Source organism: Streptomyces sp. NPDC059668 (assembly GCF_042734135.1).
Classification (GTDB): Bacteria; Actinomycetota; Actinomycetes; order Streptomycetales; family Streptomycetaceae; genus Streptomyces.
Genome location: NZ_JBHWEL010000058.1, coordinates 1 through 23,110 on the forward strand (window position 1 = coordinate 1; position 23,110 = coordinate 23,110).

Genomic DNA, 23,110 nt, shown 5'->3' on the forward strand with positions numbered 1-23,110 from the left:
GGTCCAGGGGGCGCAGCGCCCCTGGCGGGGTCCGGGGCGGAGCCCCGGGGACGGGGAGGAGACTACGGCCGCAGCGCGCGCAGCAGCAGGTCGGCCAGATGGTCGGCGACCTCCTGCGGAGTGAGCGGGCCGTCCGGGCGGTACCACGTCGACAGGTGGTGGACCGATCCGAAGTGGTAGTCGACGACCAGGTCCGCCGGAGTGGCGGTGGAGAAGACGCCCTTCTTCTGGCCCTCCTCGATCAGCGCGCGGAAACGCTCGTGGTAGCGGCGCCGCTCGGACCGCACCTGCTTGAGCTTCTCGGGGCTGAGGTGGTGCATCGACCGGAAGAAGATCGAGGCGTCGTCGAGGTTGTCGATGGTCGTGACGACCACGTCGGCCGCCGCGCCCCGGACCCGCTCCTCCACCGGCGCTTCGGAGTCCGCGAACGCGTCCAGCCGCTCCTGCTGGATGCGCAGCACGCGTGCGTACACCTCGTGCAGGAGGTCGTCCTTGGAGCCGAAGTAGTGGTAGAGCGCGCCCTTGGTGACGCCTGCCGCCTCGACGATCTCCTGCACGGAGGTCCGGTCGTAGCCCTGCTCGGCGAAGAGCCGGGTGGCGGCGGCCAGGAGCCGCTGCGGGACGGGCGTACCGTCGCCGTCCGTCGTTCTGGGCACTGCCGCCACCTGCCTTCCGTGCGTGGTTCGATGAAAGCGCCGTCCGGTGGCGGACGCCCGGCAAGGAGCGTCCGCCACGGAGATTGTCGTCTACCGCGGGCCCTGCGAGCGCGTACGCAGTTCCCGACGGAGGATCTTCCCACTCGCCGTCTTCGGCAGGTCGGGCAGGATCTCCACGTGCCGCGGATACTTGTAGGCGGCCAGTCTCTCCTTGCAGTACGCGGCGAGCGCGTCGGGGTCCTCCTCGGCGCCCGGCCGCAGACTGATGTACGCCTTGACGGTCTCGCCGCGGTAGCCGTCGGGGATGCCCACGACGGCCGCCTCGCGGACCGCCGGATGGGTGTAGAGCACGTCCTCGACCTCGCGGGGCCACACCTTGAAGCCGGACGCGTTGATCATGTCCTTCTTGCGGTCGACGACGTAGAGCCAGCCCTCCGGGTCCATGAATCCGATGTCGCCGGTGCGCAGCTCACCGTCCGGGAAGGTCTCGGCGGTGGCCTCGGGGCGCCGCCAGTAGCCCGGCACGACCTGCGGTCCCCGGACGAGGATCTCGCCCTGTTCCCCGAACGGGACCTCCTGGCCCTGCTCGTCGACGATGCGGACGACGCTGTCGGGGCCCGGCAGGCCGACGGCCAGCGTGCCCGAGACCGGGTCGACGGGGGCCTCCCGGCCCGGCGGTACGGAGGCGCACGGCGCGGTGCACTCGGTGAGCCCGTAGCCGTTGCGGATGTAGGGCCCGAATCCGGCGCGGAACTTCTCCACCAGGGCAGGCGGCAGCGGCGCGCCGCCGGAGGAGATGTTCACGAAGGACGAGAAGTGGTCCGGCGTGACGGACGGATGGGCGGCCAGGGCCATGAAGGCGGTCGAGGGGCCGACGGTGTAGAGCGGCCGGTGCTCGGCGAACGCGTCGAGCACGACCCCCGCCTCGAAGCGGTAGGCGAGCACCAGCGTGCCCGCGCTGTTGAGGCAGGCGGCGAGCTGGCAGACCATGCCGGTGATGTGGAACAGCGGCGCCATCGCGAAGTACACCGGCGCCTCGGGCAGATCGAGACCGGTCCGCTGCCGCTCGGCGTTGTACATGATGTTGCCGTGCGTGTTGGTGGCGCCCTTGGGGGTGCCGCTGGTGCCGGAGGTGTAGCTGATCAGCGCGGTGTCGGAGGGGCCCGCGTCGCGGCCCTCGGGGGCCTTGTTCCGCTGCGCGGCGACGGTCCCGAGGTCGTCGGCGTCCGCGGCCGACGGGAGGCGCTCGAACGTCAGCACGCGAGTGTCGTCGCGGGTCTGGAAGTCCAGCTCGCAGCCGGTGAGGACGATGCTCACGGCCGAGTCGGCCGCCGTCTCGCGCAGGTACGACTCCCACGCGCGGTCGGAACAGACCAGGGCGCGCACGTCCGCGTCGTGCAGGACGTGGCGGACCTCGCCGGACTTGTACATGGGGTTGACCGGCACGACGGTCGCGCCGGCCTTCCAGGCGCCGAGCAGCGCGAGGACGAAGTGCGGGGAGTTCTGCAGCAGGATTGCGACCCGGTCGCCGCGCTCCAGGCCGCGGGCGGCGAGATGCCCGGCGACCGAGTCGCTGAGCTCGTCCAGCTCGCGGTAGCTCAGCCGGCCGTCGAAGTAGGCGAGCGCCGTACGGTCCGGGACCTCGCCCACGGCCGTGCGCAGGGCGTGCACGAGGGAGTCGGCGGGGCGCACGGGAGCGCGCTGCGCGTCGCTGAGAAGGGCCACCCAGGGGCGGTCGGCATAGGTGGTCACCGGCCCGCCTCCCACTTCTGCTGGATGTGGTTCATGTTGGTCAGCCAGCGGTCCGGTTCCGCGGCCCGCACCTGGTAGTACCCGGCCACCTCGGGGTGCGGCAGGATCAGGAAGCGGTCCTCCTCGATCCCCGCGAAGAGGGCGTTCGCGACGTCCTCCGGCTCGATGGCGGTCGGCTGGAGCACCAGGTCGCCGGCGCTGCCGGTGGCGTCGAGCATGTCGGTGCGCACGCCCTGCGGACAGATCGCGTGCACCTTCAGGCCCCGGTGACGGTAGGTCAGCGACAGCCACTCGGCGAAGGCGTACGCGCCGTGCTTGGTGACGCTGTAGGGCGCGGCGCCGATCATGGTGAGCAGTCCGGCGGCGGAGACGGTGGACACGAACCGGCCGCTGCCGCGCTCCAGCCAGGCCGGGAGCAGCTCGTGGGCGGCGCGGACGTGGGCCATCACGTTGACGTCCCAGGCGAGTTCCCAGACCTGCTCGCCGGCCGCCTCGGTGCCGCCCGAGGCGACGCCCGCGTTGGCGCAGTAGACGTCGATCGTGCCGCCGAGGGCGTCCCGGGCCTCGGTCACGATCGTGGACGCGTCACCGGGGACCGCGATGCCGCCGATCTCGTCGGCCACGGCCCGGGCCTTGGCGGCGTCTAGGTCGTTGACGACGACTCTGGCTCCCTCGGCGGCGAAGCGACGGGCCAGCGCGGCCCCGATGCCGCCTCCCGCACCGGTGACGACCACTCCCGCATCCTGCACGGCTTCCACCATCGGTCTCCTTCGACGCGACGCCAATCGGCTCTGCAAGCAGTCGGCCCACGCGGTCGGCCCTGCACACGGTCGGCTCTGCTGCGACGCCAGACTAACCAGTCGGTATGTTGCAAGGGAAGAGGTGCCGGGCGCACGCGGGGCACCCGGGAGTGTGACATTGTCCGGCTCCGCCGCGCGGGCCCGACCAGGCAAGGGGCACCGGCGGCTTCCGCGCGTCGGGCGCTTGCGCATAGCGTGCCGGTGCTCACCTTCCGCGATCACGGAGGTCCCCCCATGCGCCTCTCCCGGCGAGCCCTTCTCACGGCCACCGCGGCGGCCGGCCTGGCGACAGCCCCCGCCGCCCCCACCCCGGCCCCGGTCCCCGCGGCCGCCACCGGTGACCGCCTCCGCACCGGCTTCGAACGCCTCCGGAGCGACGGCTACTCGCTCCTGCACGGCCATCGGGTCGGGATCGTGACGAACCCCACCGGGGTCACGACGGACGTGCGCCACATCGTCGACGTCATGCACGCCGACGCCCAGGTGAACCTCGTCGCCGTGTTCGGCCCGGAACACGGATTCCGCGGCACCGCGCAGGCGGGCGGTTCGGAGGGCCGCTACGACGACCCGGCGACCGGGCTGCCCGTCTACGACACCTATCTCAAGAGCGGACAGCCGCTCGCCGACGTCTTCACCGCCTCCGGCGTGGACACGGTCGTCTTCGACATCCAGGACGTGGGCGCGCGCTTCTACACGTACATCTGGACGCTGTACGACTGTATGGAGGCGGCCCGGCTCGCGGGCAAGCGCTTCGTGGTGCTGGACCGGCCGAACCCGGTGACCGGGCGGGCCGCCCTGGGGCCGGTGCTGCACAAGGAGTTCGCGAGCTTCGTCGGCCGGCAGCCGATCGCGCAGGCGCACGGGATGACGGTGGCGGAGCTGGCGCGGCTGTTCAACAAGGAGTTCCTGGCGAAGCCGGTGGCGCTGGAGACCGTCCTGATGTCGGGCTGGAAGCGGTCCGACTTCTACGACGCGACCGGGCTCCCCTGGGTACCGCCCAGCCCCAACATGCCGACGGCCGACACGGCTCTGGTGTACTCCGGCACCTGTCTCTTCGAGGGGACGAACCTGTCGGAGGGACGCGGCACCACACGGCCGTTCGAACTGCTCGGCGCGGAGGGCCTGGACGGCAGGTGGGCCGCGGCGGTCAACGGCCTCGGACTCCCCGGCGCGCACTTCAGGGAGGCCTATTTCGCCCCCACCTTCTCCAAGTTCGAGGGCACGACCGTCGGCGGTGTGCAGATCCATGTGCACGACAGGGCCGCGTTCGACCCCGTCCGGACCGGTATCGCGCTCCTGGTGACCGCCAAGAAGGTCTGGAGCGGCTTCGCCTGGCGCTCCGACCACTGGATCGACAAGCTGACCGGTTCCACCGGTGTGCGCACGATGATCGACGCGGGGGCGACGGCCGACGAGGTCGTGGCGTCCTGGCGGGACGAACTGGCGGCCTTCCGGCGGACGCGGAAGGCCCACCTGCTCTACAAGTGACGCGTGACGCCCGGCGGCGGGTCGGGGGCTCCGATCCGCCGCCGGGCGGGACTCGACGGCGCGACCGGGGTCAACGGTGCGACGTGTACTCCACGACCTGCTGGTACGTAGGCCGGTTCTGCCAGGTGATCCTGCCGTGCTTGATGCCGCCGAGCGCCCGCTGGACGATCGAGTCGGCGCACCACTGGTCACCCGCCGAGCACTGGTCGTCCCCGGGGTAGACCTGGGCGGCGGTCAGGCCCGCGGCCGTCTTGAGCGTGCTGATCAGGATGTCCCGGCAGGCGCTCAGGCTGCCGCCGCCGCAGTACTTCCGGGCCAGTCCGCCCTGCACCGACTGGCCGAGCACCGTCCTGATGTCCTTGTCGACATAGCTCCACCAGCCGTACTGGAAGGAGCTGCCCGCGTGCGCGCCGGTCGGGCCGTGCGCCGCCGACGGCGACTCGTCGACAGGCAGGTTGGCGGTGATGGCGGTGTACAGGTCGGTGCCGAGGCCCGGCGCGAACTCGGCCTTGACCATCAGCGGCCACCAGGCGTCCAGGATGCGGATCGCGTCGGCGTTGGCGTAGGCCTTGGAGCCGGCCGAGGTCTCCTTGCGCCTGGCTCCTGCCGTCACCCAGTCGGACAGCTTGGTCACCGCCGCCGCGGCCGTGGTGTCGGTCACCGGCGAGCTCCTGACGACCTGGAGCAGCTTCGGCAGCACGTCCTCGGCCCGCAGGTCGGCCAGCGCCGCGTCGGCCATCGCCCGGGTCAGCGAGGACCTGGTCACCCCGCCCGCGGCGACCAGCTTCTTCACCCGGTCCTCCAGGAGGTTGCCGCGGTGCACGGAGCCGTCCCCCCAGGGCGCCGTGGTGTAGTCCTTGGCCTGCTTGTTGTTCCAGGAGATGTAGTAGTCCTGGTCGGTGGAGTTGGGGTGGGCGGACGCCGGGGTGTAGGCGGCCGTGTTGGTGGCCGGGTCCCAGCTCTGCCATTCGTAGGCGGCCTGCGCCCAGACCGGGAACTCGGCGTCCACACCGCTCGCCCGCACCGGGTTGTCACCGCTGTTGTAGTAGGCGGTGTGCGCGGAGTCGGCGTAGAACCAGTTGAAGGTGTAGTTGATGTGCTGCACCGCGCTCTGGAACGTCGCGGGGCTCTTCACGTAGTCCGGGTCGTTGAGCATCTGGAAGCCGATGATCGAGTCGGCCTCGTGCATGAAGGACGAGCGCAGGGTGGTGTAGGCGACCTTCTTGCCGCCGACCGTCGCGCGGTACTCCACGGGGCCGTACTTGGTCCGGTAGACCTGCATCCGGTACGAACCCGCCGCCGTGCCGTCGGCCGTGGTCGGCTTCCAGGAGTTGGTCCGCTCGACCTTGTCCATGGCGGTGCAGGTGCCGTGGTAGAGGTAGTGATAGTCGTCCTGGCACAGCTCGACGGCGTAGGTGTCGATGATGTCCTGGCCGGACGTCGTCGCGCTCCACGAGTAGTCCTGGCCGCGGCCGAGCTCGACGTACATGCTCAGCCCCGCGAAGGAGGCGCCGCGTGCGCTGAGACCCGGGCCCTGGATCTCCTGGAGCATGAGGAGCTGTGGCGCGAAGTAGCCGGTCTGCGGGCCGAAGACGGCGATCGGATGGCCGCTGGCGGTGGCCTTGCCGCTCACCACGAGGGCGTTGGACATCCCGCGCTTGGCCGAGGTGAGCGCTGTCGTGGCCGCGGTGGCCGAGGCACCGGTGGCCTTGGCGGTGGCTGCGCTGCCGGTGCGGTCGTAGACCAGCGGCTCCTGGGCCACGGAGCCCGCGTCGGGCAGTGCCTCGCCCTGCGCGGTGTCGGGCTTGGTGGCGTACGGGAAGCTCTCGCCGTTGTGGACGGTGAGCACGGCCTCGGGGTCGTTGCGTTCGCGGAAGGACTCCCAGACCTTGGTGCCCTCGGTCACCCCGTACTGGTTCTGGGCGGCGAGCAGCGAGAGCGCGTTGTTGACCTCGCCGCCGCCTCCGGAGCCGAAGAGCGCGCCGATCACCGAGGCCAGCGCGACCAGGTCGGTGAGTTTGAAGTGGTCGATGGTGCCGGCGTTGGTGATCGCGTCCTTGTGGCCGGTCAGGACGTACTCGCCGGGGAAGTAGCGGCCGCTGTCCGAGGTGTCGATGTAGGCGTTGATGCCGTCGAGGTAGGCGTTGGCGTCCGCGAGGGCCTGGGTGCCACGGGCTCCGGCGTTGGCGGTGGCGCTGTCGATCTGCGCCTGCAGATCGGCCTCGGTGTAGGGCGCGTTGCGCCAGAACTCCTGCTCCAGGCCCTGGTTGGAGGGGGCACCGCCCGCGAAGGAGGTGAGCTGCCCGCGGCCGACGTGCCGGAAGACGTCCATCAGCCACAGCCGGTCCTGGGCCGCCGCGTATCCGGCGCCGTACTCGGTGCCATAGCGGGTAGTACCAGTGATGTGGGGCACACCGGACTTCTTGTCGCGCACGATCGTCACGTCCGTGCGGCCGCCCGGCTTGGTGGTCGAGGCGACCTGGTCGGAGGCGACGCCGAAGGACGCGTCGTTGAAGAAGGTGTTGATCTTGTCGTCGGTGAGCGTGGAGTAGCCCGCGGCGAGGTTGCTGTAGGGGCCGAGCTGGTCCTCGGCGTGGTCGGGCTGGGTGCCGAAGACCTGGTTGAGGAGGATCTGGGCGAGGGTGGCGTTGCCGTTCTCACCGGGCGGGAGGATGTCGGAACACCGACCGCCGCAGTAGTCGTTCGCGGCGATCCCGGCCGTGCCTCCGGCCGCGGCGGCCTGGGTCAGCGGGGACAGCAGGCCGGCGACCAGGACGCAGATGGATGCGGCCTTCAGGAACTTGGGGAATCTGCGGGGAGTTCTCAGTCTGTCGAGGGTGGTACGTGGGGTGCACCGTGGCATGGCAGCTCCTCCCGACGGGGTGGGCCGGACGTTACCGCCGGTATCCCCGAGTTGGAAGATGAACATGCGTCAACTTTTGACGATCACAGGGTGGTTGAGGGACGAGGGACCGTACGGGAGTCCGTGGTCTCCGTCCCTGGGGATCACCGGGCCGCGGGAATCCTCCGGGGCCCCCGCGTCCCCGCTCACAGCGGTTTGCACAGGTGAGGACAGCGAAGGGGGGTGACCCGGGGGAGTTCGGCCGGTGACTCGGGGCACTCGTCGGAAATCGGAGGGAGCCGAATCGCGTGTCGATACGTCTACTCGGCGACGTCCTTACGACGACGACGCCGAAGTGACCGAAGTACAGGTGCAGGTGTGACGGAGGTGCAGGGCGATGGCCGGTTTCCGGAGTCTGGCGAGACAGGTGCGAGATCCGAGGAGTGATCTGGCACTGCGACGCTATTCGCTGCGCAAGTGCCTTGAGCGGTTCGCCCCTTATGGGCATCGGGCGACCTGGGACCATCTGTGTTCCCGGGCCGGCTTCGGCCCCGAGGACCGGTCTCCCGACCCGGCGCGGCTCGTGGCCGCACTGGAGGAACTGGAGGAGGCCCGCTCCGTCTGGCTCGCCTACGAGGTCGAGTTCGCCGAGCGTCGCAAGAAGGAGAAGCACGACGGGCTGCGCCGGCCGGGCAGCGTGGACGACTGGCACCGGCTGACCTGGGGCGGCTTCGGTGTCGCGTGGTGCGACGACCCCAGGATCCATCCCCGTGAGCCCATGGCCGAGGTGTTGCGCCGGCTGATCGCCGCGCTGGAGCGGGAGCCCGGGGCGGTCTGCCCGGTCTGCACCGGGGAGCGCCTCGCGTGGAAGTACGACCTGGCCCACGAACCGTCGTCGGGTCCGGTCTGCAGAGGCTGCGGGATCGTCGTGCCGCGGCCCGTCCTGACGTCCGCGGCGGTGGCGGAGGCGCGGCGCGGACGGCTCCTCGTCTCGGCGTAGGCGCTCCGCTGGGTTGAGCGGTCGGGTACGGGGGCTGCGGGTCCGTTGCCCGCCGCGGGTTGTCCGTGGCTGGGCGCGGTTCCCAGTGGTCCGGTGAGTGGCCGGGGTACGGGGGCTACGGGTCCGTTGCCCGCCGCGGGTTGTCCGTGGCCGGGCGCGCAGTTCCCCGCGCCCCTCAAAGACAGGGCGCTGCCCCGCCGACCGCCGAGCCATCCAGGTACGGGGACTGCGGGACCGTTGCCCGCCGCGGGTCGTCCGTGGCTGGGCGCGCAGTTCCCCGCGCCCCTCAGGACGGGGCGCTGTCCTGGTGGCAGGATCGGGGGTGTGGTGCAGGTCTGTCTGAATGGGGCGCGGGGGGCCGGTGACGGGGTCGGGGTGCCGTTGTCGCCCGGGGCGTCGGCCGAGTCCGCGGCCGGGGCCGTCGGGGCCGGGGCCTCGGACGTTCATGTTCACCCCAAGACCCCCTGCGGGCAGGACACCCTGTCGGCGAGGGCGGTCGCCGCGGTCCTCGAAGCGATCCGGGCCCGGGTCGGCGTACCGGTCGGTGTGACGACCGGGGCGTGGGCCGCGCCCGGTCCCGCCGCCCGCGTGGAGCGGGTCCGGTCGTGGACGGTGCTGCCCGACCACGCCTCGGTCAACTGGCACGAGCCGGGCGCCGAGGAACTGGCGGCGGCGCTGCTCGACCGCGGGATCGGCGTGGAGGCGGGTATCTGGTCCGGCACCGACGGCGCCGCCCGCTTCACGGCGTCACCGCTCGGGCCACACGTGCTGCGGGTGCTGGCCGAGGTGACCGACCCCTCCCCGCGTACGGCCGAGCAGACAGCCCTGGGCCTCCTCGCCGACCTCGGCACCGCGCACGGCGCCCCCGTCCTGCTGCACGGCGAGGAGGGCGGCACCTGGCCGGTGCTGCGGCTCGCCGGCCGGCTCGGGCTGGCGACCCGGATCGGGCTGGAGGACACCATCGTCCTGCCCGACGGTGCGCGGGCGGTGTCCAACGCGCAGTTGGTGGCCGAGGGACTGGCCCAGTACCGGGCCGCCCGGCGTCCGTCGTAGAGCGGGCCGGCAGCCGGGCGGTAGGAGGCCGGCAGGCCGCGCGTGGCGCCGTACGCCGGCGCGCGCCGCGCGAGCCGACGGTAACAGCCGCAAAACCGCTCGCTCCACTCCTTTGCGGCCCGGACAGTTGGGGCGACGAATCCCGGCTGGGAAGCCCGCGGAACCCGAGGAGAAGCCGATGTCGACGCTGCGCGTCACCGCCGAAGTGCTGACCGTCCACGAGCACCCGAACGCCGACGCCCTCGAACTGGCCCAGGTGGGCCTGTACCGGGCCGTCGTCGCCAAGGGCGCCTACCGCACCGGCGAGACCGCGCTCTACATCCCGGAGCAGTCCGTGCTCCCGCCCGGACTCATCGAGGAGCTGGGTCTGACCGGACGGCTCGCGGGCAGCGCCTCGGACCGGGTCAGGGCCGTACGACTGCGCGGAGAGCTGTCGCAGGGGATCGTCTGCCGCCCCAGGGCGCTGGCGGACGTCGACCTGGAGCGGGCCGCCGCGGACGGCACCGACTTCGCCGAGGCGCTCGGCATCGTCAAATGGGTGCCCCCGATCCCGCCCACCATGAGCGGCGACGTCGAGTCCGCGCCCGGGCTGCTCCCGTGGGTCGACATCGAGAACATCCAGCGGTACCCGGACATCTTCGCGCCGGGCGAGCCCGTCGTGCTGACGGAGAAGCTGCACGGCTCGGCCTGCCTGGTGACCCACCTCACGGACGAGGGGCGCGCGCACGTCTCCTCCAAGGGATTCGGATCCAAGTCGCTGGCGCTCAAGGAGGATCCGCGCAATCTGTACTGGCGCGCCGTGCACGGCCACGGGGTCGCGCGGGCCGCGGCCCGGCTCGCCGAGCGGCTCGGCGCACGCCGGGTCGGCATCTTCGGCGAGGTGTACGGGGCGGGCGTGCAGGACCTCTCCTACGGCGCCGACGGCCGCCGCCAGTCCCTCGGCTACGCCGTGTTCGACGTGTCCGCTGAGATCGACGGCGAGGTCCGCTGGCTGGACGCGGCGGCGCTGCTGGAGGGCGAACTGCCCCTGGTGCCAAGGCTGTACGAGGGCCCGTACGCCATCGACCGCGTACTGGAGGCCGCCTCGGGCCGGGAGACGGTCTCCGGCCGCGGACTGCACCTGCGCGAGGGTGTGGTGATCCGGCCCGCGACCGAGCGGTACAGCCCGGTGACGGGCGGCCGGGCCATCGCGAAGGCGGTCAGCCCCGCGTATCTGACACGCAAGGGCGGCACGGAGTACGAGTGAGCCGGACGGTGTCCGGCCCGGCCCGGGAGCGCCGGGGTCAGCGGCAGTCCTCGGCCTCCTCGCGCCGCTCCGCCGCCGGCCCTGGGGCGGCACCGCGCTCGACCATGAGCCGGGAACCGGTCCGGCGCTCCCCGAAGACGTCGTCCGGGTTGGAGAGCACGCAGTTGTCCAGGGACAGACAGCCGCATCCGATGCAGTCGGTCAGATGGTCCCTGAGCCTGCTCAACTGCTTGATGCGCTCGTCGAGTTCGGAGCGCCACGCCTCCGAGAGCCGGGCCCAGTCCGCGCGCGTCGGCGTGCGCTCCTCGGGGAGCTCGGCCAGCGCCTCTCGGATGGTGGCCAGCGGGATGCCGACCCGCTGGGCGGCGCGGACGAAGGCGACGCGGCGCAGCGCGTCACGGTGGTAGCGGCGCTGGTTCCCGGTGGTGCGGCGACTGCTGATCAGGCCCTTGGACTCGTAGAAGTGCAGGGCGGAGACGGCGGCACCGCTCCGGGCCGACAGCTGGCCGACGGTCAGCTCGTGGATCTTCTCAGGGATCTGGGGCACCCCTCCAACCCTACCGACCTCGTCACCCGCCCGGTCCGTTGACATGCGCCCCGCGCACGACCATGCTAAGCAGTCGCTTAGACATGGAGATGTGGGAGGTCAGCGAGATGGCAGAGCCGAGGACGTTCGCGACGGTCGACGAACTGCGTGCCGCCGTGGGCGAGCAGTTGGGGTACAGCGACTGGGTCGAGGTCGATCAGAAGCGGATCGATCTCTTCGCGGAGGCGACGGGCGACCACCAGTGGATCCACGTCGACCCCGAGCGTGCCGCGTCGGGCCCCTTCGGCACGACGATCGCGCACGGCTATCTCACCCTGTCCCTGCTCCCGCTCTTCGGCCCCCAGCTGATCAGCGTCGAGGGCGTGCGGATGGGCGTCAACTACGGCACGAACAAGGTCCGTTTCCCCGCCCCCGTACCGGTCGGCTCACGGCTGCGCGCCACCGCGACGATCACCGGTGTCGACGACGTGACCGGCGGTGTCCAGGTGTCCGTGGCCTTCAGCGTGGAGCGCGAGGGCGGCGACAAGCCGGTGTGCGTCGCGGAGTCGGTGTCGCGCTACTACCTCTGAACGACGCCGGCCGACGGGGTCCGCGCCACAACCGCTCCCCCGAGCCGCCGCCCGGTCCTACTCCTTGGACCCCACCATGCGCAGGACGAGGTCGGCGTAGAGCCCGCCGACCTCGTCGGGCGTGCGGGGGCCGTCGACGTTGAACCAGCGGGCGACGTCGATGCAGAGCGAGAGCACCGCGAGCGTGGTGCCCGGGACGTCCGGCACGTCGAAGTCGCCGGCCGCGACACCGTCCTCGATGATCCCGCGCACGGCGGCGTCGGTCTGCCGGCGCAGCGCGATGATCTCGGCACGGGCCTCGGGGCCGAGCGCGTCGAGTTCGTACTGCACGACCCGTGCGGTGGTGTGCTGTCCGGCGTGCCACCGTACGAAGGACCGCACGGCGTCGGTGAGCCGCTCGGCGGCGTCGCCCTCGCCGTCCGCCGCGCCGCGCACGATGGCGAGGGCCTTGTCGTGCCCGATCCGGCTGATCCGGTGGAGCAGCTCTTCCTTGGTCTTGTAGTGGATGTAGAGCGCGGCCGGGCTCATGCCGGCCCGCCCGGCGATGTCCCGGGTGGTCGTCGCGTGGTACCCGCGCTCGGCGAAGGCCTCCACGGCGGCGATGAGCAGCCGCCGGGCCGCGTCCGGGGTGACCTCGGCCCACGGCTGCATCTCGCCGTCGGCCGTCTCCTGCGCCGTGCTCATCGCTGGTTCGCCCCTTCCACTGACAGGACGAACACCATACCTCTGATACTGAGCGAGCGCTTAGTGTGCCCGCTCAGGGTGGCCCGCCGCTTCCTCAGAGCTTCTCGAACGGGCTGTACGAACGCTGCGTGAGATGGGCCTCCTGCCGGTCCCGGATCACCTTGGCCAGCGTGAAGCACGAGGTCACCAGATACAGGACGGCGACACCCAGGAAGGCGCGCACCCAGGTGTCGGCCTCCAGCTTGTAGATGCCGATGGCGGTCGCGACCATGGCGACGGCGAAGGAGGCGACCGCCTGGCCGTAGAAGGCGGCGGTGGACTGCTGCTTGACGGATGTGTCACTCATGCGGACCAGACTCGGCCGATACGGTCCGGGCCGCATCCGCTCCCGTACTCACCCGCGTACTCAGAAGGCCGAAACCCCGGTCAGCGCACGCCCGATGACGAGCTTCTGTATCTGGCTGGTGCCCTCGTAGAGGGTCATCACCCGGGCGTCGCGCAGCAGTTTGCCCGCCGGGTACTCGTCGATGTAGCCGTAGCCGCCGAAGACCTGCAGCGCATTGTTCGCGGCGCGCACGGCGGCCTCCGAGGCGAAGAGCTTGGCCTTGGAGGACTCGGTGGCGAACGGCAGCCCGCGGTCGACGAGGTCGGCGACCCGCCAGGTCAGCAGGCGCGCCGCGTCCACGTCCACGGCGATGTCGCTGATCAGCTCCTGGACGAGCTGATGGTGGGCGATGGTCTTGCCGAACTGCTCCCGCTGGGTCGCGTACGTCACGGCGGCGTCCAGCGCGGCCTGGGCGATGCCGACACAGCCGGCGGCCACCGACATCCGCCCCTTGGCCAGGGCGGACATGGCCACGGAGAACCCCTTGCCCTCCGGCGCCAGCATGGCGCTCGCGGGGACGCGGACGTCCTCCAGGACGAGCTCGGCGGTGGCCTGGCCGCGCAGACCGAGCTTGCCGTGGACGGTGTGCCGGGTCAGCCCCGGCGTGTCCGTGGGCACCAGGAAGGCGGTGACGCCCCGGTGGCCGGGGGCGTCGGTCGACCGGGCGAACAGCAGCACCACATCGGCCCACGTCCCGTTGGTGATGAACATCTTGGTGCCGTTGATGACGTAGTCGTCGCCGTCACGCACGGCCCTGGTCGTCAGATGGCCGGCGTCCGAGCCGGTGCCGGGCTCGGTGAGGCCGAAACAGCCCACCTGGGTGCCTGAGGTCAGTCCCGGCAGCCACTGCCGCTTCTGCTCCTCGCTCCCCCAGTGCGCTATCGACTTGGCGACGAGGCCGAGCGAGACGGAGACGATGCCGCGCACGGACGAGTCGCCGCGCCCCAGCTCCTCCGTCACCAGGCAGTACGCGAGATGGTCGCCGCCGCTGCCGCCGTACTCCTCGTCGACCGTCAGGCCGAGGAATCCGACCTCGCCGAGCTTCTTGACGAGGGACCGGTCGACTTCCTCCGCCCGGTCCCACTCGACCACGTGGGGGGCGATCTCACGGTCCACGAAGTCCTTGGCGAGCTGCCGGACGGCGGTCTGCTCCTCGCTGAGCTCCAGGTTCATGACGAACACCCCACGTGAAAGCCGTACATCCGAAAATGTAAATTAGCACTGCTAGTTTAAGTGTGCAGCCCTACTATGTGCGCCATGGCCCGACCGCGCAAGCCCCTCCTCAGCACCGACCGGATCGTCGAGACGGCACGGGCCCTGGTGGACGCCGAGGGCCTGGCGACCCTCTCCACGCGCCGGCTCGCCGCCGAACTGGGGGTGAGCGGACCCTCCCTCTACAACCACTTCCGCACCAAGGACCAGATCCTGGAAGCGGTCGCGGACTCCGTGAGCGCACAGGTCGATCTCTCCATGTTCGAGGACGGACGGGACTGGCGCACCGCCCTGCACGACTGGGCCGTCTCCTACCGGACCGCCCTGCGCGACCACCCGAACATCGTCCCGGTCCTCGCCCGCGGCCCCGGGCGCCGGCCCGCCGGTCTGCGCCTGGCCGACGCGGTCTTCGGCGCGATGGTCGGCGCCGGCTGGCCGCCCGCGCAGGCCACCTCCATCGGCGCCCTGATGCGGTACTTCATCATGGGGTCCGCCCTCGGCTCGTTCGCCGGCGGCTTCGTCGACGACGAGACCGCGTACGACCCCGCCGACTACCCGCATCTGGGGCAGGCCCATCTGCTCGCCGAGCAGCAGGAGAAGATCGACGAGCGGGCGTTCGAGGTCGGGCTCACGGCGCTGCTGGACGGGTTGGTGCAGCAGTTCCAGCGGGTGACCGGGACGGAGTGACCCGGCCGGGGCGAGCAGGACGGGGTGAGCAGGACAGGGTGGTGACCGGGACGGGCCCGGGGTGACCGGGTCCGGGGGATCGGGAATGGCCTCCCCCATGCTTCGGCCGTCGCCGAAGTGTTCCTGGCGCATCCTGGGCGTATGACCAGACGGAACGATCCGGTCGCACCCGGTCTGGCGGCGCTGGCCGGGATGATCGCCGACGAGACCCGCGCCGTGTTCCTGCTCGCACTGCTCGACGGCCGCGCCTGGACCGCCGGGGAGCTGGCCCGGCACGCCGGGGTCGCGCCGTCGACGGCGAGCGAACACCTCGGCAGGCTGGTCGCGGGCGGTCTGCTCACCGAGGAGCGGCAGGGCCGCCACCGGTACCTGCGCCTGGCCGGCAGCCGTGTCGCGCACCTGGTGGAGGACCTCGCCGCCCAGGTCTCCCCGGACGCAGCCGGGCGTCCCCGCTCGCTCCGGGAGGCGGGCACGGGTTCCGCGATGGCCCGCGGACGCACCTGCTACGACCATCTCGCCGGACGGCTCGGCATCACCCTGACCGACGCGCTCACCCACCGGGGACTGCTGCGCCAGGACACCGGCTTCGCCCTCACCGACACGGGCCTGCGCTGGTTCGACACGGCCGGCATCGCCCTGAACCGCACCGGCCGCCGCCCCCTCAGCCGCGCCTGCCTCGACTGGACCGAGCGCCGCCCCCACCTCGCCGGCACCGCGGGCGCGGCCCTGTGCCGCCATGCGCTGGACGCCCGCTGGTGCGTACGCGTCGGATCGGAGCGCGCGGTCAAGGTCACGCCGGCGGGGGAGAGCGCGTTCGCTGAACTCCTGGGCATCGAGGCGAGGGCGCTGCGCTGAGGCGGCCCTCCGCATCGACGCCCGCCCGCTTCACCACGGCGTCCGGAATCCGCCGGTCCCGCGTCCCGTCCGTACCTAGCCTCAGGAGCATGATGAACGCCCCCTCCCCTGCCCCCGCCCGACGCACCGAGCTGCTCGCCGCGGGCGCCGCGACGGTCACCGTGGTCCTGTGGGCCTCCGCCTTCGTGTCGATCCGCAGCGCGGGCGCGGCGTACTCCCCGGGGGCGCTGGCGCTGGGCCGGCTGCTGGCGGGTTCCGTGGCGCTGGGCGCGCTCTGCCTGGTGCGCCGGGAGGGCCTGCCGCCGCGGGAGGCCTGGCGCGGGATCGCCCTGTCCGGCCTGCTGTGGTTCGGCTTCTACATGGTCGTGCTGAACCGGGGCGAGCAGCAGGTGGACGCCGGTACGGCCGCACTGGTCGTGAACACCGGCCCGATCCTGATCGCCCTGCTGGGCTCCCGGCTGCTGGGGGACCCGATGCCGCCGCGGCTGCTCGCGGGGATGGCGGTGTCGTTCGCCGGCGCGGTCGCGGTCGGGCTGTCGATGTCCGGCGGGGGCGGTTCCCCGGTCCTCGGGGTGGTCCTGTGTCTGCTCGCGGCGATCGGTTACGCGGCGGGCGTCGTCGCCCAGAAGCCCGCCCTCGGCCGGGCGAGCGCCCTCCAGGTCACGACGTTCGGGTGTCTCGTGGGCACCGTCGCCTGTCTGCCGTTCGCGGGGCAGCTGGTCCACGAGGTGGCGGACGCGCCCGCCTCCGCCACCCTCAACGTGGTCTACCTGGGCGTCTTCCCGACCGCGCTGGCCTTCACGACCTGGGCGTACGCCCTGGCCCGGACCACCGCGAGCCGGATGGGGGCGACCACGTACGCGGTCCCCGCGCTGGTCGTCGCGATGTCCTGGCTGTTCCTCGACGAGGTCCCGGGACTGATCACCCTGGCGGGCGGCGCCCTGTGCCTGGCCGGGGTCGCGGTGTCGCGGTCCCGGCCGGGGGCCGCCGGTCCGGCGCGCGCGACGGCCGCGCCTCGGCCGTCGGAGCGCGCCTGACCGTGCCTGACGGAGGCGTCGCACGAGGAAGGCGCCCGCTTCGGTGGCACCCTCCCCCGGGGCCCCACCAGGGCGGGGCGCCCTAGAACTCCACCACCGCCCGTCCGCCCTTCCCGGCCACCATGTTCTCGAACGCCCCCGGGATGCCTTCCAGCCCTATCCGCTCGGTGACCAGCATCGCCAGGTCCAGCCGGCCCGCCCGTACGTGCTCGGCGAGCACCGGGAGGTCGCGCGCCGGGTCGCAGTTGCCGTACACGCAGCCGGCCAGGATCCGGCCCCAGTGGAAGATCTCCAGCGCGTTGAAGGTGACCTGCTGGTCCTTGCCGCCGATGCCGACGACCGTGGTGCGGCCGCCGCGGCGGGTGGAGTCCCAGGCGGCGCGGATGGTCACGGCACGGCCGACGCACTCGACGGCCACGTCGACGCCCTGCTTGCCGGTGAGGGCGCGGATCTCGCGGGCGGTGGTCTCGGAGGCGACGACGTAGTCCGTGGCCCCCGCCGCGCGGGCCAGTGCCTCCTTCTCGGGGGAGACGTCGACGGCGACGATCTTCGAGGCGCCCGCGATCCTGGCGGCCTGGAGCGCGGCGAGACCCACCCCGCCGACCCCGAACACGGCGACGCTCTCGCCGGGCCGGACCCCGGCGGAGTGGTGGACGGCGCCGTATCCGGTGAGGACGGCGCAGCCGAGCAGGGCGGCGTCGGTGAGGGGGATGCCGTCCGGGGCGGGGAGTACGCATCCGGCGGCCACCACCGTCTCCTCGGCGAACGCGGCCACGTTCAGGCCGGGGTGGAGGTCGCTCCCGTCGGAGGCGCGCCGCGCGTACACATTTCCCGCCCCGGTCAGCGCGTTGGCGCACAGCCACACCTCCCCCAACGAGCAGGCATGACAACTCCCGCAGGAAGGTGCCCAGTTGAGGACCACCGCCGCACCGGGAGCGATACCCTCCACGTCCTCGCCCACGGCGACGACGGTCCCGGCGCCCTCGTGACCGAGGACGGCGGGGACGGGCACCCGCATGGTGCCGTCGGACAGCGAGAGGTCGGAGTGGCAGACCCCGGCGGCGGCCAGCCGGACGCGGACCTGGCCCGGGCCGGGCGCGGGAAGGTCGATCTCGGCGATCTCCAGCGGAGCGCCCACGGCGGGAAGGACGGCAGCGCGAACCATGTGCGTGCTCCTGGGGTCTAGAACTGGAGGGACTTGGTCTGGAGGTACTCGGACAGGCCGTGCGTGCCCAGCTCGCGTCCCACCCCGGACTGCTTGTACCCCCCGAACGGGGCACGGGGGTTGAAGCGTCCGCCGTTGATGTCGACCTGTCCGGTGTCGAGGCGTCGCGCGAACGCCACCGCCTCGGCCTCCTCGCCCGCCCAGACGGCCCCGGCCAGCCCGTAGACCGTGCCGTTGGCGATCCGGACGGCGTCGTCCTCGTCCTCGTAGCGCAGGATCGACAGCACCGGCCCGAAGATCTCCTCCTGGGCGATCGTCATCCCGGGCTCGACGTCGGCGAAGACGGTCGGACTGACGAAGTACCCCTGCGGGCGCGGGGCTTCGGTGCCGCCGGCGACCAGCCGGGCGCCCTCGGCGACGCCCTTCTCGATGTAACTCCGCACCCTGGCGAGCTGTTTGGCGTTGACGACCGGGCCGATGCGGTCGCCGTACTTGACGGCGGCCGCGGCGGCGAGCTCCACGGCCTGCTCGTACTGCGAGTCGTGCACCAGCATGCGGGTCCAGGCGCTGCATGTCTGGCCGGAGTTGGACATCACGTTCGCGACGCCGACGTTGACCGCCTTCGCGAGGTCCGCGCTCGGCAGGATCACGTTGGCCGACTTGCCGCCGAGTTCCAGGGCGACCCGCTTGACGGCCGCGCCCGCCGCGGCACCGATCCGCCGGCCGACGGCGGTGGAGCCGGTGAAGGAGACGAGGTCCACGTCCGGGTGCTCGGCGAGGGCCTGGCCGGCCACCGGACCGAGTCCGGTGACGAGGTTGAAGACACCGGCCGGTACGCCCGCCTCCGCGACCGCCTCGGCGAAGAGCTGGGCGGTCAGGGGGGTGTCCTCGGCGGGCTTCAGGACGATCGTGCAGCCCGCCGCGAGCGCCGGGGCGACCTTGGCGACGATCTGGTGGAGCGGATAGTTCCAGGGCGTGATCGCGCCGACCACGCCGACGGGTTCCTGGTGGACGACCGAGTTGCCGACCTTCTCCTCGAAGGCGTACGTGGCCGCGAGTTCGGCGTAGGAGCCCGCGACCAGGACCGGTACGCCCGCGTGGACCGCCTGCGAGAACGCGAGCGGCGAGCCGAGCTCCGCCGTGACGGTCTCGGCGATCTCCTCCTTGCGGGCGTCGAGCACGTCACGCAGGGCGGCCAGCCGGGCGGCACGCTCGGCGGGCGGGGTCGCGGCCCAGGCCGGGAAGGCGGCGCGGGCGGCTCGTACGGCGGTGTCGACGTCCTCGGCGGTGCCCGCCGGGACCCGGCCCACCACCTGCTCGTCGACCGGGTTGACCACCTCGATGGTGTCGGTGCCGGCGGCGGGGCGCCAGGCACCGTCGATGTACATGCCGTCATGTGCCTTCATCGTGTTCCTCCCGGGCGGGGCCGCGTCGTCCGGACCCTAAACTAGCGATGATAGTTTTGGGACGCCAGAGGCATCGGGGACCGCGTGCCGCCCGGACGGCCCCGGGGCCTCAGAAGTCCACGCGGGCGGGCGCGTCGAGACGGGCCACGGACTCCTGGCCGAACGTCCTCTCGTACGCCGTCCGGATCCGCTCGATCCCGGCGTCCCGCGCGGCGGCCTGCGCCGCCGGATACAGCAGGACCAGTTCATAGGACCGCTCCCGCTCGATGACGCCGTGCGCGTCACGGTACTGTCCGCGGCCGTCCCGCACGGTGAGCCCCTCGGGGAAGGCGGGTGTCACCTCGCGGTCGACGAAGGCCATGAACTGCGGGTCGGTCACGGCCGGTCCGCCGCCCGGCCGCTCGGTGCCGAACAGCAGCCGGGTCTCGACGTAGGTCCTGCCGGTGACGGGGGCCTTCGGGCCCACGTCGTCGAACAGGGCGTACGCGGCGGGGGCGCCGGCGGCGAGCAGGGCGGTGGCGGTGGCGGCGCCCACCCGGGCGCGGACGCTGAGCACGGACATGCACGCATGCCTAGCGAACTCACTCGTCCAGGTCCGGCAGCCGCGCCGGGGCGGGGCAGATGCGTTCGCCGTGCTGGTCGAAGACGAACAGGTGGGCGAGGTCGACGAGGAGGGGGACCTGGAGGCCGTGCCGGAGTTCGAAGTCCGGGGTGGTGCGGACGACGAGGTCGCCGGGCAGGCGCCCCTCCGGCGGAACCTCGTCGGCGCGGACGGGTTCCGTGTCGCCCGGGTGGTCCAGGACGACCACGGGCCCGGCACGCAGTCCGGCCGCCCGCTCCCGGAGGCGGCCCAGGACGGTGCCCTCACGGCGCCTGCGGCGGACCGGACGGACCGGACGCGGCGCCTCCAGCTCCGGTACGAAGGCGGGCCGCGAGCCGGTGTTGAAGTGGACGAGCACCTCGTGCCCCTGGAACTCGACGTGTTCGACCAGGCCGCTGATCGCCACCTCGCCGGGCCTGGCCTCCGACGGTCTGGCGATGCGGACCCCTTCGGAGCGCAGGCCGACGATGACCTCCCGGCCCTGCTGCACCCGGAGCAACTGGTGGTCGAGACAGAGGGGTTCGGGCAGCCGGAGGTACTGCCGGCCGAGGCTGATCGTCATGGCGCCGTCGAGCGGCGCCCGGATCAGACCGCGCAGCAGATTGATCCGGGGCGTGCCGATGAACGCGGCGACGAAGACGTTCGCGGGCAGTGCGTAGACCGTGCGGGGCGTGCCCAGTTGCTGGAGCACGCCGCCGCGCAGGACCGCGACCCGGTCGCCGAGCGAGAGCGCCTCGGCCTGGTCGTGGGTGACGTACACCGTGGTGACGCCCAGTTTTCTGGTGAGGGAGGCGATCTCGGCGCGCAGGTGGTTGCGGAGCTTGGCGTCGAGGTTGGACAGGGGTTCGTCCATCAGGAAGGCGGAGGGGTGCCGGGCGATGGCGCGGCCCATCGCGACGCGCTGGCGCTCGCCTCCCGACAACTGGTTGGGGAAGCGGTCGAGGAGGTCCTCGATGCCGAGCATCCGCGCGGTGGCGTCGACGCGCGGCCGGGGGTCCTCGCCGGGCGCCTCGATGCGCAGCGGGAAGCCGATGTTGTCGCGGCTGGTCATGCTCGGATAGAGGGCGAAGTTCTGGAAGACCATCGCCATGTCCCGTTCGGCAGGCGGCAGATCGCCCGCGAACTCGCCGTCGAGTCGCACCTCGCCCTCGCTCGGGTCCTCCAGCCCGGCGATCATCCTCAGCACGGTCGACTTCCCGCAGCCGGACGGTCCGAGCAGGACCAGGAACTCTCCGGGCCTGATGTCGAGCGAGAGCCGGTCCACCACGCGGCCACCGCGCGCGAACGACTTGCTGACCTGGTGCAGGGAGATGGCGCGTGTCATGAAAGGTGCCCCCGGGGGCTCACAGGGCGCTGGTGCTCCGCGGACGGACGTCCCGGGCGGGCCGCGGGGGACGTGTGAGTCACGGAAGCTAACGGACCGCACACGCCCGGGGGAAGAGACACGGCGGGATCGGTCGGCACGGTTCACCCCGGGAGGAAACGGACGATCACCTACCGCTCAGGGCGGTGCCCGGGGCGGCGGACACCGGGCCGACGCCTTTCAGAGGATGCCGAACACGAGCCCCGCCCCGAGCACCACCAGCGACGTCAGCGCCGCCCACTTGACCACGAACCTGGTGTGGTCGCCGAACTCGACCTTGGCCATGCCGACCAGGACGTACACGGCGGGGACGAGCGGGCTCGACATGTGCAGCGGCTGGCCGACGAGCGAGGCGCGGGCGATCTCCAGCGACGAGACGCCGTGTGCGTGGCCCGCTTCGGCGAGCACCGGCAGGACACCGAAGTAGAAGCCGTCGTTCGACATGAAGTAGGTGAGCGGGATGCTGAGGACACCGGTGACGAGGGCCATGTGCGGGCCCATTCCGTCCGGGATGCCGGAGACCAGCCACCTGGACATGTGGTCGACCATGCCGGTGCCCTGGAGGACGCCGGTGAAGACGGCGGCGGCGAAGACCATGCCGGAGACGTTCAGGACGTTCTCGGCGTGGGCGCCGAGGCGGGCCCTCTGGTCGGGCATGTGGGGGAAGTTGACGGTGAGCGCGAGCGCGGCGCCGAGCAGGAAGAGGACCGGGATCGGCAGCCACTCCATGATCATGGAGGTCAGCAGGGCGACCGTGAGCAGCGCGTTGAACCAGTAGAGCCGGGGGCGCAGGGTGGCGCGGTGGGGGTCGAGCCCCTGGAATCCGTCCTCCTCGTCGGGACCGCCGCCGTCGGCGTCCGTGCCGGAACCCGCACCGCCGGTGCGCACGGCCCCGGTTCCCGCGCCGCCGGTGCGCACGGCCGTGGTTCCCGCGCCGCCGCCGGTGCGCACGGCCGTGGTTCCCGCGCCGCCGCCGGTGCGGCCGACCGTCTTTCCGCCACCGGCGCCCGCGCCGACCGGAACGGTCTCGCTCTCCGGTTCCAGCATCTCGTCCAGGGTCAGCACGCCGAGCCGCGTGCGCTCGCGGCGCCCGAGGACGTACGCGAGGACGAGGACGCTCAGCAGGCCGACGGCGAGGGCCGGGACCATGGGCACGAAGATGTCGCTCGCGTCCAGCTTCAGCGCGGTCGCGGCGCGGGCGGTGGGGCCGCCCCAAGGCAGCGTGTTCATCACACCGTTGGCCATCGCGGCGACGCCGGTCATCACGACCAGGCTCATCTTCAGCCGCTTGTAGAGGGGGTACATCGCCGAGACCGTGATCATGAAGGTGGTCGAGCCGTCGCCGTCGAGGGAGACGACCGCGGCGAGGACCGCCGTTCCGATCACGATCCGCAGCGGGTCGGCCCGGCAGAACCTCAGGATGCCCCGCACGATCGGGTCGAAGAGGCCGACGTCGATCATCACGCCGAAGTAGACGATCGCGAACATCAGCATCGCCGCGGTGGGGGCGAGGTCGGTGACACCGTCGAGGACGTAGTCACCGAGCTCGGCGCCCTTTCCGGCGAAGACACAGAAGAGTGCCGGGATCAGCACGAGCGCCGCGACCGGCGACATCTTCTTCACCATGATCAGGACCAGGAAGGTCACGATCATGGCGAAGCCGAGGATGGTCAGCATGAAGGAACACCTAACGTTCGCCCTTGAACTCCCGCCAGGGCCGGCGATGCGACGACGTTAGGTCGGTCCGGAATCGCTGTACAAG

At 72.0% G+C, this 23,110-nt stretch carries 21 protein-coding genes; 8 read left to right on the plus strand and 13 right to left on the minus strand.

The window, feature by feature from the left end; all coding sequences use genetic code 11:
- Positions 1-62 precede the first annotated feature (62 nt).
- The 3 genes from ACFV2J_RS31265 to ACFV2J_RS31275 form a co-directional block, all read right to left on the minus strand.
- On the minus strand, positions 63-656 hold the full coding sequence (locus ACFV2J_RS31265) for a TetR/AcrR family transcriptional regulator (RefSeq protein ID WP_385084230.1): 594 nt from the start codon (positions 654-656) through the stop codon (positions 63-65).
- Positions 657-746: 90 nt separating this feature from the next.
- Positions 747-2,408 carry a class I adenylate-forming enzyme family protein gene (locus tag ACFV2J_RS31270; RefSeq protein ID WP_385084228.1) on the minus strand — a complete coding sequence of 554 codons (1,662 nt, stop codon included), beginning with the start codon at positions 2,406-2,408 and terminating at the stop codon, positions 747-749.
- Positions 2,405-3,169, minus strand: coding sequence for an SDR family oxidoreductase (locus tag ACFV2J_RS31275; RefSeq protein ID WP_385084226.1), 765 nt, complete (start codon positions 3,167-3,169; stop codon positions 2,405-2,407). The genes ACFV2J_RS31270 and ACFV2J_RS31275 overlap by 4 nt, the downstream gene beginning before the upstream one ends.
- Positions 3,170-3,442: 273 nt before the next feature.
- On the opposite strand from ACFV2J_RS31275, the gene ACFV2J_RS31280 reads away from it, so the two are divergent.
- Complete coding sequence (locus ACFV2J_RS31280) at positions 3,443-4,696, plus strand: exo-beta-N-acetylmuramidase NamZ domain-containing protein (RefSeq protein WP_385084224.1); 1,254 nt, start codon at positions 3,443-3,445, stop codon at positions 4,694-4,696.
- A gap of 70 nt (positions 4,697-4,766) precedes the next feature.
- Here ACFV2J_RS31280 and ACFV2J_RS31285 read toward each other — a convergent pair whose 3' ends face one another.
- Complete coding sequence (locus tag ACFV2J_RS31285) at positions 4,767-7,559, minus strand: penicillin acylase family protein (RefSeq protein ID WP_385084222.1); 2,793 nt, start codon at positions 7,557-7,559, stop codon at positions 4,767-4,769.
- Between the two features lie 376 nt (positions 7,560-7,935).
- Here ACFV2J_RS31285 and ACFV2J_RS31290 point away from each other — a divergent pair, with 376 nt between their 5' ends.
- From ACFV2J_RS31290 to ACFV2J_RS31300, 3 genes are all read left to right on the plus strand, one after another.
- Positions 7,936-8,538, plus strand: a complete 603-nt coding sequence (locus ACFV2J_RS31290) for a hypothetical protein (RefSeq protein ID WP_385084220.1) — start codon at positions 7,936-7,938, stop codon at positions 8,536-8,538.
- Between the two features lie 324 nt (positions 8,539-8,862).
- Entirely contained in the window at positions 8,863-9,591 is a 729-nt protein-coding gene (locus tag ACFV2J_RS31295; RefSeq protein ID WP_385084218.1) for a 3-keto-5-aminohexanoate cleavage protein, read from the plus strand.
- Between the two features lie 178 nt (positions 9,592-9,769).
- Positions 9,770-10,837, plus strand: coding sequence for an RNA ligase (ATP) (locus ACFV2J_RS31300; protein WP_385084216.1), 1,068 nt, complete (start codon positions 9,770-9,772; stop codon positions 10,835-10,837).
- Positions 10,838-10,874: 37 nt separating this feature from the next.
- On the opposite strand, the gene soxR is transcribed toward ACFV2J_RS31300, so the two are convergent.
- The gene (gene soxR, locus ACFV2J_RS31305) at positions 10,875-11,384 is read right to left on the minus strand and encodes a redox-sensitive transcriptional activator SoxR (RefSeq protein ID WP_385084214.1); all 510 of its coding nucleotides are present in this window, start codon (positions 11,382-11,384) and stop codon (positions 10,875-10,877) included.
- A 107-nt stretch (positions 11,385-11,491) separates the two neighbouring features.
- Here soxR and ACFV2J_RS31310 point away from each other — a divergent pair, with 107 nt between their 5' ends.
- The gene (locus ACFV2J_RS31310) at positions 11,492-11,953 is read left to right on the plus strand and encodes a MaoC family dehydratase (protein WP_385084232.1); all 462 of its coding nucleotides are present in this window, start codon (positions 11,492-11,494) and stop codon (positions 11,951-11,953) included.
- A 57-nt stretch (positions 11,954-12,010) separates the two neighbouring features.
- Here ACFV2J_RS31310 and ACFV2J_RS31315 read toward each other — a convergent pair whose 3' ends face one another.
- From ACFV2J_RS31315 to ACFV2J_RS31325, 3 genes are all read right to left on the minus strand, one after another.
- Positions 12,011-12,637 carry a TetR/AcrR family transcriptional regulator gene (locus tag ACFV2J_RS31315; protein ID WP_385084212.1) on the minus strand — a complete coding sequence of 209 codons (627 nt, stop codon included), beginning with the start codon at positions 12,635-12,637 and terminating at the stop codon, positions 12,011-12,013.
- Positions 12,638-12,731: 94 nt separating this feature from the next.
- A complete protein-coding gene (locus tag ACFV2J_RS31320; protein WP_168527342.1) occupies positions 12,732-12,983 on the minus strand; it encodes a YiaA/YiaB family inner membrane protein in 252 nt (83 codons plus the stop codon).
- Positions 12,984-13,043: 60 nt separating this feature from the next.
- Complete coding sequence (locus ACFV2J_RS31325; RefSeq protein ID WP_385084209.1) at positions 13,044-14,195, minus strand: acyl-CoA dehydrogenase family protein; 1,152 nt, start codon at positions 14,193-14,195, stop codon at positions 13,044-13,046.
- An 84-nt stretch (positions 14,196-14,279) separates the two neighbouring features.
- On the opposite strand from ACFV2J_RS31325, the gene ACFV2J_RS31330 reads away from it, so the two are divergent.
- The 3 genes from ACFV2J_RS31330 to ACFV2J_RS31340 all read left to right on the plus strand — a co-directional run bounded on the left by ACFV2J_RS31330 (position 14,280) and on the right by ACFV2J_RS31340 (position 16,813).
- On the plus strand, positions 14,280-14,921 hold the full coding sequence (locus tag ACFV2J_RS31330) for a TetR/AcrR family transcriptional regulator (protein WP_329286632.1): 642 nt from the start codon (positions 14,280-14,282) through the stop codon (positions 14,919-14,921).
- A gap of 141 nt (positions 14,922-15,062) precedes the next feature.
- Positions 15,063-15,776, plus strand: a complete 714-nt coding sequence (locus ACFV2J_RS31335; protein ID WP_385084207.1) for an ArsR/SmtB family transcription factor — start codon at positions 15,063-15,065, stop codon at positions 15,774-15,776.
- A gap of 89 nt (positions 15,777-15,865) precedes the next feature.
- Positions 15,866-16,813, plus strand: a complete 948-nt coding sequence (locus tag ACFV2J_RS31340) for a DMT family transporter (protein ID WP_385441790.1) — start codon at positions 15,866-15,868, stop codon at positions 16,811-16,813.
- An 82-nt stretch (positions 16,814-16,895) separates the two neighbouring features.
- Here ACFV2J_RS31340 and ACFV2J_RS31345 read toward each other — a convergent pair whose 3' ends face one another.
- The 5 genes from ACFV2J_RS31345 to ACFV2J_RS31365 all read right to left on the minus strand — a co-directional run bounded on the left by ACFV2J_RS31345 (position 16,896) and on the right by ACFV2J_RS31365 (position 23,025).
- The gene (locus ACFV2J_RS31345) at positions 16,896-17,978 is read right to left on the minus strand and encodes a Zn-dependent alcohol dehydrogenase (RefSeq protein WP_385084203.1); all 1,083 of its coding nucleotides are present in this window, start codon (positions 17,976-17,978) and stop codon (positions 16,896-16,898) included.
- A gap of 17 nt (positions 17,979-17,995) precedes the next feature.
- Positions 17,996-19,384 (minus strand): aldehyde dehydrogenase family protein, encoded by a 1,389-nt coding sequence (locus ACFV2J_RS31350; protein ID WP_385084201.1) that lies wholly within the window; start codon positions 19,382-19,384, stop codon positions 17,996-17,998.
- Between the two features lie 109 nt (positions 19,385-19,493).
- Positions 19,494-19,946 carry a DUF3574 domain-containing protein gene (locus ACFV2J_RS31355; protein ID WP_385084199.1) on the minus strand — a complete coding sequence of 151 codons (453 nt, stop codon included), beginning with the start codon at positions 19,944-19,946 and terminating at the stop codon, positions 19,494-19,496.
- Between the two features lie 19 nt (positions 19,947-19,965).
- Positions 19,966-21,309, minus strand: a complete 1,344-nt coding sequence (locus ACFV2J_RS31360; protein WP_385084197.1) for an ABC transporter ATP-binding protein — start codon at positions 21,307-21,309, stop codon at positions 19,966-19,968.
- Positions 21,310-21,528: 219 nt separating this feature from the next.
- A complete protein-coding gene (locus tag ACFV2J_RS31365; protein ID WP_385084195.1) occupies positions 21,529-23,025 on the minus strand; it encodes a CitMHS family transporter in 1,497 nt (498 codons plus the stop codon).
- Positions 23,026-23,110: the final 85 nt, after the last annotated feature.

Excerpts from the sequence above, each read along its gene's own strand:
- ACFV2J_RS31350 (WP_385084201.1), bottom strand. The coding sequence starts at position 19,384 with ATGAAGGCACATGACGGCATGTACATCGACGGTGCCTGGCGCCCCGCC.
- ACFV2J_RS31335 (WP_385084207.1), top strand. The coding sequence starts at position 15,063 with ATGACCAGACGGAACGATCCGGTCGCACCCGGTCTGGCGGCGCTGGCC.
- ACFV2J_RS31355 (WP_385084199.1), bottom strand. The coding sequence starts at position 19,946 with ATGTCCGTGCTCAGCGTCCGCGCCCGGGTGGGCGCCGCCACCGCCACC.
- ACFV2J_RS31280 (WP_385084224.1), top strand. The coding sequence starts at position 3,443 with ATGCGCCTCTCCCGGCGAGCCCTTCTCACGGCCACCGCGGCGGCCGGC.
- ACFV2J_RS31360 (WP_385084197.1), bottom strand. The coding sequence starts at position 21,309 with ATGACACGCGCCATCTCCCTGCACCAGGTCAGCAAGTCGTTCGCGCGC.
- ACFV2J_RS31345 (WP_385084203.1), bottom strand. The coding sequence starts at position 17,978 with ATGGTTCGCGCTGCCGTCCTTCCCGCCGTGGGCGCTCCGCTGGAGATC.
- ACFV2J_RS31365 (WP_385084195.1), bottom strand. The coding sequence starts at position 23,025 with ATGCTGACCATCCTCGGCTTCGCCATGATCGTGACCTTCCTGGTCCTG.
- ACFV2J_RS31330 (WP_329286632.1), top strand. The coding sequence starts at position 14,280 with ATGGCCCGACCGCGCAAGCCCCTCCTCAGCACCGACCGGATCGTCGAG.
- ACFV2J_RS31310 (WP_385084232.1), top strand. The coding sequence starts at position 11,492 with ATGGCAGAGCCGAGGACGTTCGCGACGGTCGACGAACTGCGTGCCGCC.
- ACFV2J_RS31320 (WP_168527342.1), bottom strand. The coding sequence starts at position 12,983 with ATGAGTGACACATCCGTCAAGCAGCAGTCCACCGCCGCCTTCTACGGC.
- ACFV2J_RS31290 (WP_385084220.1), top strand. The coding sequence starts at position 7,936 with ATGGCCGGTTTCCGGAGTCTGGCGAGACAGGTGCGAGATCCGAGGAGT.
- ACFV2J_RS31315 (WP_385084212.1), bottom strand. The coding sequence starts at position 12,637 with ATGAGCACGGCGCAGGAGACGGCCGACGGCGAGATGCAGCCGTGGGCC.
- ACFV2J_RS31300 (WP_385084216.1), top strand. The coding sequence starts at position 9,770 with ATGTCGACGCTGCGCGTCACCGCCGAAGTGCTGACCGTCCACGAGCAC.
- ACFV2J_RS31275 (WP_385084226.1), bottom strand. The coding sequence starts at position 3,169 with ATGGTGGAAGCCGTGCAGGATGCGGGAGTGGTCGTCACCGGTGCGGGA.
- ACFV2J_RS31285 (WP_385084222.1), bottom strand. The coding sequence starts at position 7,559 with ATGCCACGGTGCACCCCACGTACCACCCTCGACAGACTGAGAACTCCC.
- ACFV2J_RS31340 (WP_385441790.1), top strand. The coding sequence starts at position 15,866 with ATGATGAACGCCCCCTCCCCTGCCCCCGCCCGACGCACCGAGCTGCTC.
- ACFV2J_RS31325 (WP_385084209.1), bottom strand. The coding sequence starts at position 14,195 with ATGAACCTGGAGCTCAGCGAGGAGCAGACCGCCGTCCGGCAGCTCGCC.